This window comes from Pseudomonas sp. Pseu.R1, assembly GCF_045764065.1.
Lineage (GTDB): Bacteria > Pseudomonadota > Gammaproteobacteria > Pseudomonadales > Pseudomonadaceae > Aquipseudomonas.
The window spans coordinates 3,426,729-3,440,410 of sequence record NZ_JBJGEE020000001.1; the positions used below are offsets into that span (position 1 = coordinate 3,426,729).

The window sequence follows — 13,682 nt, forward strand, 5'->3', positions numbered from 1 at the left end:
TAACATAATAACGTCTCTACCAGAAGCCGTCGCCGCCCATGTCTAAAACACCACTGGCCAGTCGCCCCCACGATCACTCCCATTGCGTGCACAGCGCCCTCGCTGAAGCCGATGCACTGTGCGCCGGAAAAGGCCTGCGTCTGACCGCGTTGCGGCGTCGCGTGCTGGAACTGGTGTGGCAAAGCCACAAGCCGCTGGGCGCCTACGACATTCTGGCGGTGCTGAGCGAAGAAGATGGCCGCCGCGCCGCGCCGCCGACTGTTTACCGGGCGCTGGACTTCCTGCTGGAACACGGTCTGGTGCACCGCATTGCCTCGCTCAACGCCTTTGCAGGCTGCAACCATCCCACCCATGCGCATCAGGGTCAGTTCCTGATTTGCCGCGAGTGCCACGCCGCCATCGAACTGCAACACGGTGCAATCAGCGCAGCCATCGTCAGCGCAGCCAATGAAGTCGGCTTTGCCGTGGAAACCCAGACCGTCGAAGTCGTCGGGGTGTGTGCTGGCTGCAAGGCCGCCTGATGAGCGACGCACTGATCCGTCTGGAAGGTGTGAGCGTCACCCGCTCAGGTCAGAACGTACTGGATAACATTCAATTGAGTGTAAGTCCGGGCGAGATTGTGACCCTGATCGGCCCCAACGGCGCGGGTAAAACCACGCTGGTGCGCGCCGTGCTCGGCCTGCTCAAGCCCGATTCGGGCAATGTCTGGCGCAAGCCGAAACTGCGTGTCGGTTACATGCCGCAAAAATTGCACGTCGACGCCACGCTGCCGCTTTCCGTACTGCGCTTCCTGCGCCTGGTGCCGGGTGTCGATCGCGAAACAGCGCTCGCCGCGTTGATGGAAGTCGGTGCCGAGAAGGTCATCGACAGCCCGCTGCAAGGTATTTCCGGTGGCGAAATGCAGCGGGTACTGCTGGCCCGGGCATTACTGCGCGAACCCGAGCTGCTGGTGCTCGACGAACCTGTTCAGGGCGTTGACGTGGCCGGGCAGGCCGAGCTGTACGCGCTGATCACTCAATTGCGCAATCGCCACCAATGCGGTGTGCTGATGGTGTCCCACGATCTGCATCTGGTCATGAGCACCACCGATCAAGTGGTGTGCCTGAATCGCCACGTCTGTTGCTCAGGCCACCCAGAGCAGGTCAGCAACGACCCGGCGTTCGTCGAGCTGTTCGGCCAGAACGCGCCGAGCCTGGCGATTTATCACCACCATCATGACCACGCTCACGACCTGCATGGCGAGGTCTGCCAGGCCGCGCACGGCCAAGCGCACACTCACGATCACGGGCATTCGCACCCTCACAACCATGACCACGGGGACAACTGCAAGCATGGCTGATTTTCTACTCTATGCCTTGCTCGCAGGCCTCGCTTTGGCCGTTGTTGCCGGTCCGCTGGGCTCTTTTGTAGTCTGGCGCCGCATGGCCTATTTCGGCGATACCCTGTCTCACGCCGCATTGTTGGGCGTCGCGTTGGGCTTTTTGCTGGACATCAGCCCGACCATCGCGGTGACGGTCGGCTGTCTGCTGCTGGCGATTCTGCTGGTGACCCTGCAACAGCGCCAACCACTGGCGTCTGACACGCTGCTGGGGATTCTCGCGCCGAGCACGCTGTCTCTCGGGCTGGTGGTGCTGAGCTTCATGCGCGAGGTGCGCATCGACTTGATGGGCTACCTGTTCGGCGATCTGCTGGCGATCAGCCCGACCGATCTGGCCTGGATTCTCGGCGGCAGCGCTGCGGTACTGGTCTTGATCTGCGCGCTCTGGCGCCCATTGCTGGCCATCACCGTGCACGAAGAACTGGCAACCGTCGAGGGTCTGCCGGTGGCTACGCTGCGCATGACACTGATGCTGCTGATTGCCGTGGTGATCGCCGTGGCGATGAAAATCGTCGGCGTATTGCTGATCACCTCGCTGTTGATTATCCCGGCGGCTGCGGCACAGCGTCACGCCCGCTCACCCGAACAAATGGCCTTGGGCGCCAGTGTGATCGGCATCCTCGCCGTGTGCGGGGGACTGGCGCTATCGTGGTTCAAGGACACCCCCGCTGGCCCGTCTATCGTGGTGTGTGCAGCAGCCTTGTTCCTGCTCAGTTTCCTGTTGCCCAAGCGGTAGAACCTTGTTCCGAAAGTAGAGTCTTACTCGGCAATCATTACATGGCGGCAATGTGCAATGATTTGATCCCATGCCGCCGTGCGTGATCGGTTTTTTTCGGTGCAAGCCACTTTATGTGTAGACTTGCTCGTTTTTTGCGCAAATAGAGAATCGCAGGAATGAAGCCGTTCCCATCCCGTTATCTGCTGCTTGCTGCATTTTCCGTCCTGTTGGGCGCCTGCCAGAGCAAACCCGTCGAGGCGCCAGCTCCGGCTGCAGCACCCGACGCCTATGAACAACTGGACCAGAACATCGCAAGCAGCGAATTGGCCACCGCTGAAGACCAGTTGGCCGCGCTGCAGAGCAAGGACCCGGAAGATCCGCGCCTTGAGCAATACCAGCGCAAGCTGGCCGAGGCCTACTTGACCCGCAGCCAGATCGTTTTGCAAAAAGGCGACGTCAACGCTGCGGCCACAGCATTGAGCCGCGCGCGAGCGCTGATGCCCAAGGCTCCAGCGCTGACCAGCGGCGTCAATGGCGCGATTGCCCACGCGCGCAAGGCGGAGCTTGAGAAAGCTGAAGCCGAGTTGCGAGCGGCGGAAGCCAAGCGCACAGCCAAGATCATCGACCCGACCGTCGAGAGCACGACCATCGAGCTGAAAATCACTGATTCGAAGCAATTGCGTCGTCAACTCAACGATATCGCCTCGGATGTCACCGCGTTCAACTGTGAAGTGATCGTGCAGGTGCCACGCACTGACGACTACCCATGGCTGGCCACGTTGCTGAGCAAGCGCGTGACCAAGATCAACCCGGATTTCGAATTGCAGATCCAGCGCGAGATTGAAAAATCCGCGCCTGCGCAGATCATTCTGAAACCCGCCAAGCTCTGATCGTTTTTAATCAAACAAAAGGCGTTGCCCTCACGAGCAACGCCTTTTTTGTATGAAAACTCACAACCTCTTGTGGGAGCCGGCTCCCACAAGGGTAAATCAGGCCTCCGGCGCTTTTATCTCAAGCCGGAATCGCCTTGGCCTTCGGTTCCCGCGCCCAGACCCGGTGCTGTTTGATCGCTTCAAAGAAAGCGTTGAACGACGTGCTGTCCGAGACCGCCAACAGCCCCGCATCCGCTTCCAGATGTAGCAAGTCGATCAGCTCTTTGGCCTCGCCAGCGTAGGAGATGGCCTTAAGGTGTTTGTATGCTTCCAAAACGTAATGCAGCGCCACACCATTGCCGCTCAACGCCTTGATCGACGCCGCGCCGCCCGGGATGAATACCGCATCGAAGGCAATCGAAGGCAAACCTTCAATCGACGCATCCACCGGTAAAGTTTGGCCACCCGCCGTTTTGACTGGGGCCGAGGTAGGACCGAGGATTTTGGCATGGGCCGCTTCGGCTTCAAGCGCCGCTTTCATCGCTGCGACAGCTTTGTCGTCCACGCCATCCGCCACGATGATCGCGACTTTGCGCGACGCGATATCACCGGACAAAAGGTTCGCCTGACTCAGCAGAGGAGACTTATCCACGGTCGGTTTGCCGGTTTTCTGAGCCTTGACCGTCGGGCCTTTTGGCGCCGGCAGTCCCAGATTGGCAGCCACGCGTGTCGCCAGAGTCATGTCGATGTTGGCGAGGATCTCGTTCACCTGCCGCGCGCGGATGTGCTCTCGCTCGACCTTGCCCAGCTCAAAACTGTAGGCCGCGATGATGTGCTCCTTCTCGTGCTCACTCATGCTGTTGAAAAAGAGCGTGGCCTGAGAGAAATGGTCGGCAAACGACGGACTGCGCTCGCGCACCTTGTGCGCTTCGATACGCTCCTGATAACTCTCGAAACCGCCGTCCTGGGGGCCTGCGGGGGTTTCCTTTGGCCAGCCGCCATCGATGGAGTTGGGCTCATAGGAAGCCCGTCCCTTGTCGATGGTCATGCGGTGCTGCGCGTCACGCTGGCCGCTGTGGTTGGGCGAGACAGGACGGTTGATCGGAATCTCGTGAAAGTTCGGGCCGCCAAGTCGGCTGATCTGCGTATCTGTGTAGGAAAACAGGCGGCCCTGTAGCAGCGGGTCGTTGGAGAAATCGATCCCCGGTACGATGTGCCCAGGGCAAAACGCGACCTGCTCGGTTTCAGCAAAATAATTGTCAGGGTTGCGATTGAGCACCATCTTGCCCAAGGGCGTCACTGGCACCATTTCCTCGGGAATGATCTTGGTGGGGTCGAGCAAGTCGAAGTCGAATTTATGCTCGTCTTCTTCAGCAACGACCTGCACGCCCAACTCCCACTCGGGATAGTCGCCAGATTCAATTGACTCCCACAAGTCGCGGCGGTGGTAATCCGTGTCCTTACCGGCCAGCTTTTGCGCCTCGTCCCAAAGCAACGAGCAGGTGCCATATTTGGGCTTCCAGTGGAATTTTACGAACGAGGATTTCCCCTCGGTATTGATCATGCGAAAGGTGTGGATGCCAAAGCCCTGCATGGTCCGCAGGCTTTTTGGAATCGCACGGTCAGACATGGTCCACAGCACCATGTGCGCGGACTCTGGCACCAACGAAACGAAATCCCAGAAGGTATCGTGAGCCGATCCCCCTGTAGGAATCTCATTGTGCGGCTCGGGTTTTACAGCGTGCACGAAGTCCGGAAATTTGATGGCGTCCTGTATGAAAAACACCGGCATATTGTTGCCGACCAAATCGTAGTTGCCTTCGGCGGTGTAGAACTTCACCGCAAAACCGCGCACGTCACGAACGGTATCTCCCGAACCACGCGGGCCTTGAACGGTAGAAAAGCGCACAAACACCGGGGTCTTTTTCCCCGGATCGCGCAGGAATTCTGCCTTGCTCAGCGCGGAATGGTTCTCGTAACTCTGGAAATAACCGTGAGCCGCCGTCCCCCGCGCGTGCACGATGCGCTCCGGGATACGCTCGTGGTCAAAATGCGTGATCTTCTCACGCATGATGAAGTCTTCGAGCAGCGAAGGGCCACGACTGCCCGCCTTCAGCGTGTTCTGGTTATCGGCAACTTTCACTCCCTGATTGGTGCGCAGGGCCTGACCGGTCGCGTCAGAACGAAACGCTTCAAGGCTGTCGAGTTTGGTGTTGGTATTACCCCGGTCTAGCGTGTCAGTGCCTGCCAGTTCGCTTTTAGGGGTACTGCTTACGGGTGCGGGTTTCTTGGTGGCCATCAGTCAAAAACTCCTCGGTTCAGGCGGCTCTTTTTTCGCGCTTCCGAAAGGGAAAGTCGGTATGAGCTCGGTCAGCCGGAATTACCTGACAGAAGCAGGAGAATCCGGCGCTTACTAAGTGACTGAGGAGAAAAATGACCGTTCCGTGTTTTTTCCAACCTTTGGTCTAACGTTGCATCAGCCGTTTTTATGACCATTCGGCAGGTCGCCCACCAAATAAATGCTAAGAATTCCGGGCCTAACCCCGACCCGACAGGCTAAAATGCGCGCCCGGTTTATCCAGCCAAGGCGATAAACGGCCGAAATGGCATCGCCACGCAGCTCCCAAACGAGCTGATCTTCCAACGCGCCCCCACAAGGTTCGCTACGTGATCGAGTTTCAATACGTCCATAAAACCTATCGGGTCGCCGACAGGGAAATTCCCGCACTGCACCCCACGAGTCTGCAGATCGAAAACGGCCAGGTGTTTGGCCTGATCGGCCACTCCGGGGCAGGCAAAAGCACCATGCTGCGCCTGATCAACCGCCTGGAAGCTCCCAGCGGCGGCAAGATCATCGTCGATGGCGTCGACGTCACGGCGTTGGACGCCGATGGTCTGCGCAGTTTCCGCCAACAGGTCGGGATGATCTTCCAGCACTTCAACCTGCTGTCGTCCAAGACGGTCGCCGATAACGTCGCCATGCCGCTAACGCTGGCCGGGGACATGACCCGTGCGCAGATCGACCAGCGCGTCGCCGAGTTGCTGGCGCGGGTGGGCCTGTCCGACCACGCGAAGAAATACCCGGCGCAATTGTCCGGCGGCCAGAAGCAGCGCGTCGGCATTGCTCGCGCATTGGCGACCAAGCCGAAAATCCTGCTGTGCGACGAGGCCACTAGCGCGCTCGACCCTCAAACCACCGCGTCGGTGCTGCAATTGCTGGCGGAGATCAACCGCGAGCTGAAGCTGACCATCGTGTTGATCACCCACGAAATGGACGTGATCCGTCGCGTCTGTGATCAGGTGGCGGTGATGGACGCAGGTGTGATCGTCGAGCAGGGCGCCGTGGCCGATGTGTTCCTGCATCCCAAGCACCCGACCACTCGCCGCTTCGTACAGGAAGACGAGCAGGTCGACGAGAACGATCGGAACTCCGATTTCGCCCACGTTCAGGGCCGCATCGTGCGTCTGACGTTCCAGGGTGAAGCGACCTACGCGCCACTGCTGGGTACGGTCGCCCGGGAAACCGGCGTGGACTACAGCATCCTGGCCGGTCGTATCGACCGCATCAAGGACACGCCCTACGGGCAATTGACGCTGGCCATTACCGGCGGCGACATGGAAGCCGCGTTCGCGCGCTTCACCGCCGCTGACGTTCACATGGAGATCCTGCGTTGATGGACACTCTCGCCACTCTGTTTTCCAACGTCGACTGGTACGAAATCTGGGTCGCCACCGGCGATACTCTGATCATGCTCGGCATTTCTCTCGCGTTTACGGTGCTGCTGGGCCTGCCCCTCGGCGTGCTGATGTTTCTCACCTCGCCGCGGCAGTTGCTCGAAAACAAGCCGGTCTACGCCACCATCGGCCTGGTCGTGAACATGCTGCGGGCGCTGCCGTTCATCATCCTGTTGATCGTGATGATGCCGCTGACCGAAATCATCACCGGCACTTCGCTGGGGATTCTCGGCACACTGCCGCCACTGATCGCGGGCGCCACGCCGTTCTTTGCACGGCTGGTGGAGACCGCACTGCGTGAAGTGGATCGCGGGATCATCGAAGCGATTCAGGCGATGGGGGCCACTACGCGGCAAATCATCGTCAAGGCGCTGCTGCCGGAGGCGCGTCCAGGCATTCTGGCGGCGATCACGGTCACGGCGATTGCGCTGGTCTCGTTCACTGCCATGGCCGGTGCCGTGGGCGCGGGCGGTCTCGGCGACTTGGCGATTCGCTACGGTTACCAGCGCTTCCAGAACGATGTGATGTTCGTGACGGTCGTATTGCTGCTGGTGCTGGTGCAGATTCTGCAAACCGTGGGCGACAAGCTGGTCGCGCACTTTTCACACCGTTAATCGAATGGGGTCAGCCATGGGCTGGCACGTGCGCGCCACGGGGCGCGCATTTCAAGGAGCAAAAGAGATGAAGAAACTGTTGGCCGTTTTCGCAGCCGTCACCGCGCTGTCCGCCCACGCCGATGAAACCCTGACCGTCGCGGCCACCGCCGTGCCTCACGCCGAGATCCTCGAATTCGTGAAGCCTGCGCTGGCCAAAGAAGGCGTGACGCTGAACGTGAAAGTCTTCAACGACTACATTCAGCCGAACGTGCAGGTCGATCAGAAGCGCATGGACGCCAACTTCTTCCAGCACCAGCCGTATCTGGATGAGTTCAACAAGGGCAAGGGCACGCATCTGGTAAGCGTGGCCAAAGTTCACGTCGAGCCGTTCGGCGCGTACTCGGACAAGATCAAGAACCTGGCGGACCTGCCGGATGGCGCCACTGTGGCGCTGCCGAACGATGCGACCAACGAAGGCCGTGCGTTTCTTCTGCTGGTGAAGGCTGGCTTGATCACTCTGAAAGACCCAACCAGCATCACGGCCAAGCCAAGCGACGTGCTGCAAAACCCGAAAGCGCTGAAATTCCGTGAGCTGGAAGCGGCCACCTTGCCACGCGTGCTGACTCAAGTGGACCTGGCGCTGATCAACACCAACTACGCGCTGACCGCCAAGCTTGATCCGACTAAAGATGCGCTGATCATCGAAGGTCAGGAATCGCCGTACGCGAACATCCTGGTGACCCGCGAAGACAACAAGGATGACCCGGCCATCCAGAAACTGGTCGCTGCGCTGCACAGCCCTGAGACCAAGCAGTTCATCGAGACCAAGTACAAGGGTGCTGTGGTTCCGGCGTTCTGATTCACCTCAGATGATGATCGTGCCCACGCTCCGCGTGGGTACGCATCCCGTGACGCTCTGCGTCACATTGGCCGCAGAGCGGCCTTGTCGGCACTCCCACGCGGAGCGTGGGAACGATCAAATGTCATCCTGACGACTACTTGCGCTCAACCAACCCCGGCAACTGCGCAACCAGCTTCTGGTTGTTCAGCGGCGCGCGGATGAATCCTCGCTGAGTACCATCCGGCCCCAGCAACGCCAGGTTGCCGCTGTGGTCCACGGTGTAATTCGGCTTGCTGGTGTCCGCCGGAATGAACGGAATGCTCACCGCATTGGCGAGTTTCTGAATGGTGTCCACCGGCGCAGTCAGGCCCTGAAACTGTTTGTCGAAATAGCCCAGGTACGTTTTCAACTGCTGCGGCGTGTCGCGGTTCGGGTCGACGCTGACCAGCACCACGCGCAATTTCTCCACCGCCTCCTTGGGCAGTTCGCTCTTGATTTGACGCAGTTGGGCGAGGGTGGTCGGGCAAATGTCCGGGCAGAAGGTGTAGCCGAAGAACAGCAACGTCCATTTATCTTTCAATGCATCCAGCGCCACCGGCTGGCCGTCCTGATCCACCAGTTTCAGGTCTGGCACACTGCGGCTTTGCGGCAGCAGAATGATCCCGGCGTCGATCAGCGCCGTCTGATCACCCGGTCCCTTGCCGGAAAGGACGCGGTTGACGGTCAGGCCCAGGATCAATGCCACGATGGCCACAAGGATGAAGACGGTTTTTTGGGTGCGGGTCATAAATTCAACGATAAGTAGTGATCTACGAGCAGCGCGATAAACAGCAACAGCAGGTACCAGATCGAGTACTTGAACGTGTTGATCGCGGCGTGCGGCTGGCTGCCAAGGTACAACACCCGCACCCAATGCAGAAAGCGAATCCCCAGCACGCAGGCGCAGATCAGGTAAAGCAGGCCGCTCATCTTGATCACGAACGGCATCAGGCTCGCCGCCAGCAACACCCCGGTATAGAGCACGATGTGCAATTTGGTGTAGCGCTCGCCATGGGTCACGGGCAGCATCGGGATGTCGGCCTTGGCGTAATCTTCTTGGCGGTGAATGGCCAGCGCCCAGAAATGCGGCGGCGTCCAGGCGAAGATGATCAACACCAGCAGAAGAGGCTCTGCGCTGATATGGCCTGTGACCGCGACCCAACCGAGCAGCGGCGGCGCGGCGCCCGCCAGGCCGCCGATGACGATGTTCTGCGGCGTCGCACGCTTGAGAAAGCCGGTGTAGATCACCGCGTAACCGAGCAGCGAGGCCAGCGTGAGCCAGGCGCACAGCGGATTGGTGAAGGTCAGCAGCAGTGCCTGCCCGCCGATGGCCAGCACCGCAGCGAAGGCCAATGCCGCCACGGGCGTGACACGGCCTTCTGCGATGGGGCGTTTATGGGTGCGGGCCATCACGGCATCGATCCGCCGGTCTACCACATGATTGACCACCGCCGCGCCCGCTGCACAGAGCATGATCCCCAGATTGCCGAACAACAGCACCGACCAAGACACACCTGCGCGGGTGGCGAGAAACATCCCCACCAGCGAGGTGATGAGCATCAACACCAGCACCTTGGGTTTGGTGAGTTCCAGATAGTCTCGCCACAGGGCCTGGCGGTGATGCGCGCCGGTTGTGGGTGTCATGTGGAATACCCTATTTCAAGCAGCGATCCCTGTAGGAGCGCGCTTGCCCGCGATAACGGTGTGCCAGATGTCAGTGATGTCGAATGTCCCAACGCAATCGCGGGCAAGCGCGCTCCTACAGACATATACGAAATCCCATTCATCGATGCGGCCCCAGATGCAACAGCACATGGGCATGCTGCCAAAAGCTCGGTGCGTGCCTGTTGGACGGCGCGTACACCGGCCTGACACGGTAGTTGATCAACGTCATGGTCAGCATCAGCGCCGCGCCGCCCGCGTTGTGGGCAACCGCGATCGCCAATGGCAGATGAAACACTACATTGCTGATTCCCAATCCGACCTGAACGCCAAGCGCCAGAACCAACAAACCCGCCATGCGCTTGAGCCCTGCTCGGTGCAATTGCCAGGCAAGCGCCAGCAGCGAGAACGTCACCAACATTGCGCCGACGCGGTGAGTCAGGTGAATGGCCGTGCGCGCCGTGCTGTCGAGTTTGCCGCCCAAATAGTTGGGGCCGATGTGCTGGGTCAGATGAAAGCCATTGGCAAAATCTGCCTCGGGCCACCACTGGCCCTGACACATCGGCAAATCCGTGCAGGCCATGGCGGCGTAGTTGGAACTGACCCACCCGCCCAACGCGATCTGCATCCCAACCAATACCAGGCCCACCGCTGCCAGCCGCCGCAAACGCGGGCCGATTTGAGCTATCGGCGCAAACTGGCCACTCAAGCGCGCCGTCAGCAGAAACAACAGACTCAGCGTCGTGATCCCGCCCAACAAATGCGCCGTGACCACTTGTGGCCACAGCTTGAGCGTCACCGTCCACATACCGAACGCCGCCTGAGCGAAGACCACGCCGAGCAACAGCAACGGCAGCGCCACGGGTTGCTCGGCGATGTGCCGCCGATGCCAGGCCTGTACGCCGAGCATCATGATCGTCAGCGCCAGGCCGCCCGCAAAATAGCGATGCACCATCTCGTTACGGCCTTTGTGCTCGATCACTGGGGAGTCCGGGTAATGCAATTGCGCGTGGGCCAGTTGCGCTTCGGTCTTTGGCACGCTGATGAAGCCGTAACAGCCGGGCCAGTCCGGGCAGCCGAGGCCTGCGTGGGTCAGTCGGGTATACGCCCCGAGCAACACGACCACCAGCGCCAGCAGGGTTGCGCATAAGGCGAGACGAAATCCGGGTTTGTTCATCATGCCCCCCTTTAGCCGATGTTCGACAGTTTCAGCAGTTGGCGCAGGTCGTTGAGCAGGTCTTTGCCATTGACCTCCGCGCCATAGCGCAGCACCAGATTGCCGTGCGGATCGACGATCCACAGTTGTGGCAGATCGACGCCCGGCGCCATTTGCCGATAGCGCTTCAGGTCGAGGGGATAGCGTTGCAATTGCGGATATTCGCGGGTCAGCGTGGCCTCATATTCAGCGCTGAGCGGCTGCGCAGTGGTCAGCGCATGGCTGGCGCGGGAGGCGTCCCGGCCCAGACCAATCTGGATCTGCCGCGCGAGATACACCAACTGCTGGCAGTCGGCGTCGCACTGATCTGGCGCGGTGACCAGCAGTTGCCAACGCTTTTCGTCGGACTGCACGCCAAGTTCTGTGCGGCTCTCGCCATTGCCGATCAGTTCGCCGTGATAGCTGCGACTGTCCGGCACCCAGAACTGCAGCTTGTACATGGCCGTGGCAAGAATCATCGGCCCCAGCGCCACCAGCAGGACCAGAATCAATTGCACACGCCCGCGACGCCGGTTTTTCGGGGCGCGGCTGTCAGACGTGCTGGCCGGACTCATCGTTGTTCCCATGGGCTTGTTCCTTCTTCTTATTCTTTGTAGAGCGAGGAGGGTTGAAACTCAGGTACAGGTAAAGCCCGACCAGCGCCGTCGCCATCGCAAACCACTGAACGGCGTAACCCACGTGTTTCTCAGGTCCCATGGCGACCACCGGCCAGTCGGTGCGATACGCCGCAGGCCCGGCTTCAAGACGCAATTCGTAGGCGAAGCCTTCGCGGTCGAGTTCAGGCCAGACCTTGGCGGGATCGATGGCCGTCAGCAGCTTTGGCCATGCGCCGTTCTGCGCATCGGGGTGCAACTGGAAGGTCGCGCCGGGTGCTACATAGACCCAGGCATCGAGGTTCAGCGGCTCAGAGGGCGTGTCGAAAACGGGTGGTGTGCGCCGGTCCGGCCAAGGCAGCCAACCGCGGTTGATCATCAACCACAGGCCACTGGGCTGGTCATGAAACGGCTGAATCAACTCAACGCCGGCTTTGCCTTGGCGGGTGCTGTTGTCGAGCAACAGGCTGTGATCGGCGTCGAAGGTGCCGCGCAACTGCACTCGACGATAAGCAGGGTCGACTGCACTGGGCAGCAACTCGGCCGACATGGGTGGCGCAGCGCGACGCTCGGCGTAATGGGCGAGCATGACGCGTTTTTCTTCCCCGCGCCCCAGTTGCCAGAAGCCCAGAGAAATCAGCACCGGCAGCAGTACAAGGACCACCAGCGTGGGGGCAATGCCGGGCTGAAAGCGCTTCATCACGTCTCCTCAACCGACTGGTTCAGCCCACCTATACTCCTGTGCATAGCGTTCGCTCCCGGAGTCATCCGATGCTCAAAGCGACCATCGTGTTCATGCTGCTCGCCACGGTCGCGAGCCTGTTCAGCGGCCTGTTCTTTCTGGTGAAGGACGATGCGTCATCCACCCGTTTGCTAAAGGCCCTGACCGTTCGGGTGATCTGCGCCGCCGTGACGCTGGCGTTGATCGCCTTTGGGTATTTCAGCGGGCAGTTGGTGTGGCATCCGCCTTGGTGATCCACGCAACACTACCTGTCGATAATGCGCCTCCTGTGGGAGCCGGCTTGCTGGCGAAAGCGGTGAGGCAGTCAAAGATGCGCTGACTGACAGGTCGCTTTCGCCAGCAAACCAACTCCCACAAGAACTACGTCCAGTCGCAAGATTCGGCCAACTCAAAGCACATACACAAATACGAACAACCCCACCCACACCACATCCACGAAATGCCAATACCAACTCGCCGCTTCAAAACCGAACTGATGCTCGGCATCAAAATGCCCGCGCGCGATCCTCATCAGCATCACGAACAGAATGATCGTGCCGATGGTCACGTGGGCGCCGTGAAAGCCAGTGAGCATGAAAAACGTCGCGCCATAGATGCCCGAACCCAGCGTCAGCCCCAGCTCGGTGTAGGCCTCGTGATATTCGAAGGCTTGCAGTGTGAGGAAGGCGAGGCCGAGCAGAATGGTCAGCGCCAGCCACAGCTTGAGCGCGCCGCGATGGCCCTTTTTCAACGCGTGGTGGGCGATGGTCACGGTCACGCTGGAACTGACCAGCAAAATGGTGTTGATCAGCGGCAGATGCCACGGGTCGACCACTTCTTTCGGTGGCGGGAACAGTTTGGGATCGGGTGTATGCAGCAGCGGCCAGATGTTCTGGAAATCCGGCCAGAGCATGTGGGCAACGGCTTTGGGACCCTCGCCCCCAAGCGCCGGCAACGTAACGTGCCGCACGTAAAACAGCGCGCCGAAGAACGCCACGAAGAACATCACCTCCGAAAAGATGAACCAGCTCATGCCCCAGCGAAAAGAGCGATCCATCTGGGCGCTGTACAACCCGGCCCGGCCCTCTCGCACGACGGTGCCGAACCAGCCGAACATCATGTACGCCACCATCAACAGCCCCACGCAGAAGATCAGCGCGCCATGGGTGTCGCGACCGGCCTTCAGGCCCACCAGCCACGTACCCAGGCCGTACATGGTGACGAACATGCCGACCGTGGCGATGATCGGCCACTTGCTCTGCGCCGGGACGTAATAGTGCTCATGGGTTGCCATCTGGAATCTCCTCGGCC

At 60.2% G+C, this 13,682-nt stretch carries 15 protein-coding genes; 8 read left to right on the top strand and 7 right to left on the bottom strand.

The annotated features are described in order from the left end of the window. Positions 1-38 precede the first annotated feature (38 nt). The 4 genes from zur (at position 39) to ACI5GA_RS15860 (ending at position 2,986) form a co-directional block, all read left to right on the top strand. Positions 39-521 (top strand): zinc uptake transcriptional repressor Zur, encoded by a 483-nt coding sequence (gene zur / locus ACI5GA_RS15845; RefSeq protein ID WP_404639511.1) that lies wholly within the window; start codon positions 39-41, stop codon positions 519-521. Next, positions 521-1,339 (top strand): zinc ABC transporter ATP-binding protein ZnuC, encoded by an 819-nt coding sequence (gene znuC, locus ACI5GA_RS15850; RefSeq protein ID WP_421423360.1) that lies wholly within the window; start codon positions 521-523, stop codon positions 1,337-1,339. Before zur ends, znuC begins: the two co-directional genes overlap by 1 nt. Next, positions 1,332-2,114 carry a zinc ABC transporter permease subunit ZnuB gene (gene znuB, locus ACI5GA_RS15855; protein WP_404639507.1) on the top strand — a complete coding sequence of 261 codons (783 nt, stop codon included), beginning with the start codon at positions 1,332-1,334 and terminating at the stop codon, positions 2,112-2,114. The genes znuC and znuB overlap by 8 nt, the downstream gene beginning before the upstream one ends. 158 nt (positions 2,115-2,272) lie before the next feature. Then, complete coding sequence (locus tag ACI5GA_RS15860; protein ID WP_421423362.1) at positions 2,273-2,986, top strand: PA5502 family lipoprotein; 714 nt, start codon at positions 2,273-2,275, stop codon at positions 2,984-2,986. 121 nt (positions 2,987-3,107) lie between these two features. On the opposite strand, the gene katE is transcribed toward ACI5GA_RS15860, so the two are convergent. Beyond that, positions 3,108-5,267, bottom strand: coding sequence for a catalase HPII (gene katE, locus ACI5GA_RS15865; RefSeq protein ID WP_404639503.1), 2,160 nt, complete (start codon positions 5,265-5,267; stop codon positions 3,108-3,110). A gap of 368 nt (positions 5,268-5,635) precedes the next feature. Between katE and ACI5GA_RS15870 the strand changes: the two genes are divergently transcribed. The 3 genes from ACI5GA_RS15870 (at position 5,636) to ACI5GA_RS15880 (ending at position 8,158) form a co-directional block, all read left to right on the top strand. Beyond that, positions 5,636-6,643, top strand: coding sequence for a methionine ABC transporter ATP-binding protein (locus ACI5GA_RS15870; protein ID WP_404639501.1), 1,008 nt, complete (start codon positions 5,636-5,638; stop codon positions 6,641-6,643). After that, positions 6,643-7,317 (top strand): methionine ABC transporter permease, encoded by a 675-nt coding sequence (locus tag ACI5GA_RS15875; RefSeq protein WP_404639499.1) that lies wholly within the window; start codon positions 6,643-6,645, stop codon positions 7,315-7,317. The genes ACI5GA_RS15870 and ACI5GA_RS15875 overlap by 1 nt, the downstream gene beginning before the upstream one ends. 67 nt (positions 7,318-7,384) lie before the next feature. Then, a complete protein-coding gene (locus ACI5GA_RS15880; RefSeq protein ID WP_404639497.1) occupies positions 7,385-8,158 on the top strand; it encodes a MetQ/NlpA family ABC transporter substrate-binding protein in 774 nt (257 codons plus the stop codon). Positions 8,159-8,294: 136 nt separating this feature from the next. Here the strand turns inward: ACI5GA_RS15880 and ACI5GA_RS15885 are convergent, their stop codons facing one another. From ACI5GA_RS15885 to ACI5GA_RS15905, 5 genes are all read right to left on the bottom strand, one after another. Further along, a complete protein-coding gene (locus tag ACI5GA_RS15885) occupies positions 8,295-8,927 on the bottom strand; it encodes an SCO family protein (protein WP_404639495.1) in 633 nt (210 codons plus the stop codon). Beyond that, positions 8,924-9,823 carry a heme o synthase gene (cyoE, locus tag ACI5GA_RS15890; RefSeq protein WP_421423363.1) on the bottom strand — a complete coding sequence of 300 codons (900 nt, stop codon included), beginning with the start codon at positions 9,821-9,823 and terminating at the stop codon, positions 8,924-8,926. Before cyoE ends, ACI5GA_RS15885 begins: the two co-directional genes overlap by 4 nt. 139 nt (positions 9,824-9,962) lie before the next feature. Continuing rightward, positions 9,963-11,018: a COX15/CtaA family protein gene (locus ACI5GA_RS15895; protein WP_421423364.1), complete on the bottom strand. Its 1,056-nt coding sequence runs from the start codon at positions 11,016-11,018 to the stop codon at positions 9,963-9,965. Positions 11,019-11,029: 11 nt separating this feature from the next. After that, positions 11,030-11,623: a hypothetical protein gene (locus ACI5GA_RS15900; RefSeq protein ID WP_404639491.1), complete on the bottom strand. Its 594-nt coding sequence runs from the start codon at positions 11,621-11,623 to the stop codon at positions 11,030-11,032. Continuing rightward, positions 11,589-12,350: an SURF1 family protein gene (locus ACI5GA_RS15905; RefSeq protein ID WP_421423365.1), complete on the bottom strand. Its 762-nt coding sequence runs from the start codon at positions 12,348-12,350 to the stop codon at positions 11,589-11,591. The genes ACI5GA_RS15900 and ACI5GA_RS15905 overlap by 35 nt, the downstream gene beginning before the upstream one ends. 71 nt (positions 12,351-12,421) lie before the next feature. Between ACI5GA_RS15905 and ACI5GA_RS15910 the strand changes: the two genes are divergently transcribed. Beyond that, a complete protein-coding gene (locus ACI5GA_RS15910; RefSeq protein WP_421423366.1) occupies positions 12,422-12,625 on the top strand; it encodes a twin transmembrane helix small protein in 204 nt (67 codons plus the stop codon). Between the two features lie 155 nt (positions 12,626-12,780). Here the strand turns inward: ACI5GA_RS15910 and ACI5GA_RS15915 are convergent, their stop codons facing one another. Then, on the bottom strand, positions 12,781-13,665 hold the full coding sequence (locus ACI5GA_RS15915; RefSeq protein ID WP_421423367.1) for a cytochrome c oxidase subunit 3: 885 nt from the start codon (positions 13,663-13,665) through the stop codon (positions 12,781-12,783). Positions 13,666-13,682 lie beyond the last annotated feature (17 nt).

Coding starts and splice junctions, on each gene's coding strand:
- zur (WP_404639511.1), top strand. CDS start 39: ATGTCTAAAACACCACTGGCCAGTCGCCCCCACGATCACTCCCATTGC.
- znuC (WP_421423360.1), top strand. CDS start 521: ATGAGCGACGCACTGATCCGTCTGGAAGGTGTGAGCGTCACCCGCTCA.
- znuB (WP_404639507.1), top strand. CDS start 1,332: ATGGCTGATTTTCTACTCTATGCCTTGCTCGCAGGCCTCGCTTTGGCC.
- ACI5GA_RS15860 (WP_421423362.1), top strand. CDS start 2,273: ATGAAGCCGTTCCCATCCCGTTATCTGCTGCTTGCTGCATTTTCCGTC.
- katE (WP_404639503.1), bottom strand. CDS start 5,267: ATGGCCACCAAGAAACCCGCACCCGTAAGCAGTACCCCTAAAAGCGAA.
- ACI5GA_RS15875 (WP_404639499.1), top strand. CDS start 6,643: ATGGACACTCTCGCCACTCTGTTTTCCAACGTCGACTGGTACGAAATC.
- ACI5GA_RS15880 (WP_404639497.1), top strand. CDS start 7,385: ATGAAGAAACTGTTGGCCGTTTTCGCAGCCGTCACCGCGCTGTCCGCC.
- ACI5GA_RS15885 (WP_404639495.1), bottom strand. CDS start 8,927: ATGACCCGCACCCAAAAAACCGTCTTCATCCTTGTGGCCATCGTGGCA.
- cyoE (WP_421423363.1), bottom strand. CDS start 9,823: ATGACACCCACAACCGGCGCGCATCACCGCCAGGCCCTGTGGCGAGAC.
- ACI5GA_RS15895 (WP_421423364.1), bottom strand. CDS start 11,018: ATGAACAAACCCGGATTTCGTCTCGCCTTATGCGCAACCCTGCTGGCG.
- ACI5GA_RS15900 (WP_404639491.1), bottom strand. CDS start 11,623: ATGGGAACAACGATGAGTCCGGCCAGCACGTCTGACAGCCGCGCCCCG.
- ACI5GA_RS15905 (WP_421423365.1), bottom strand. CDS start 12,350: ATGAAGCGCTTTCAGCCCGGCATTGCCCCCACGCTGGTGGTCCTTGTA.
- ACI5GA_RS15910 (WP_421423366.1), top strand. CDS start 12,422: ATGCTCAAAGCGACCATCGTGTTCATGCTGCTCGCCACGGTCGCGAGC.
- ACI5GA_RS15915 (WP_421423367.1), bottom strand. CDS start 13,665: ATGGCAACCCATGAGCACTATTACGTCCCGGCGCAGAGCAAGTGGCCG.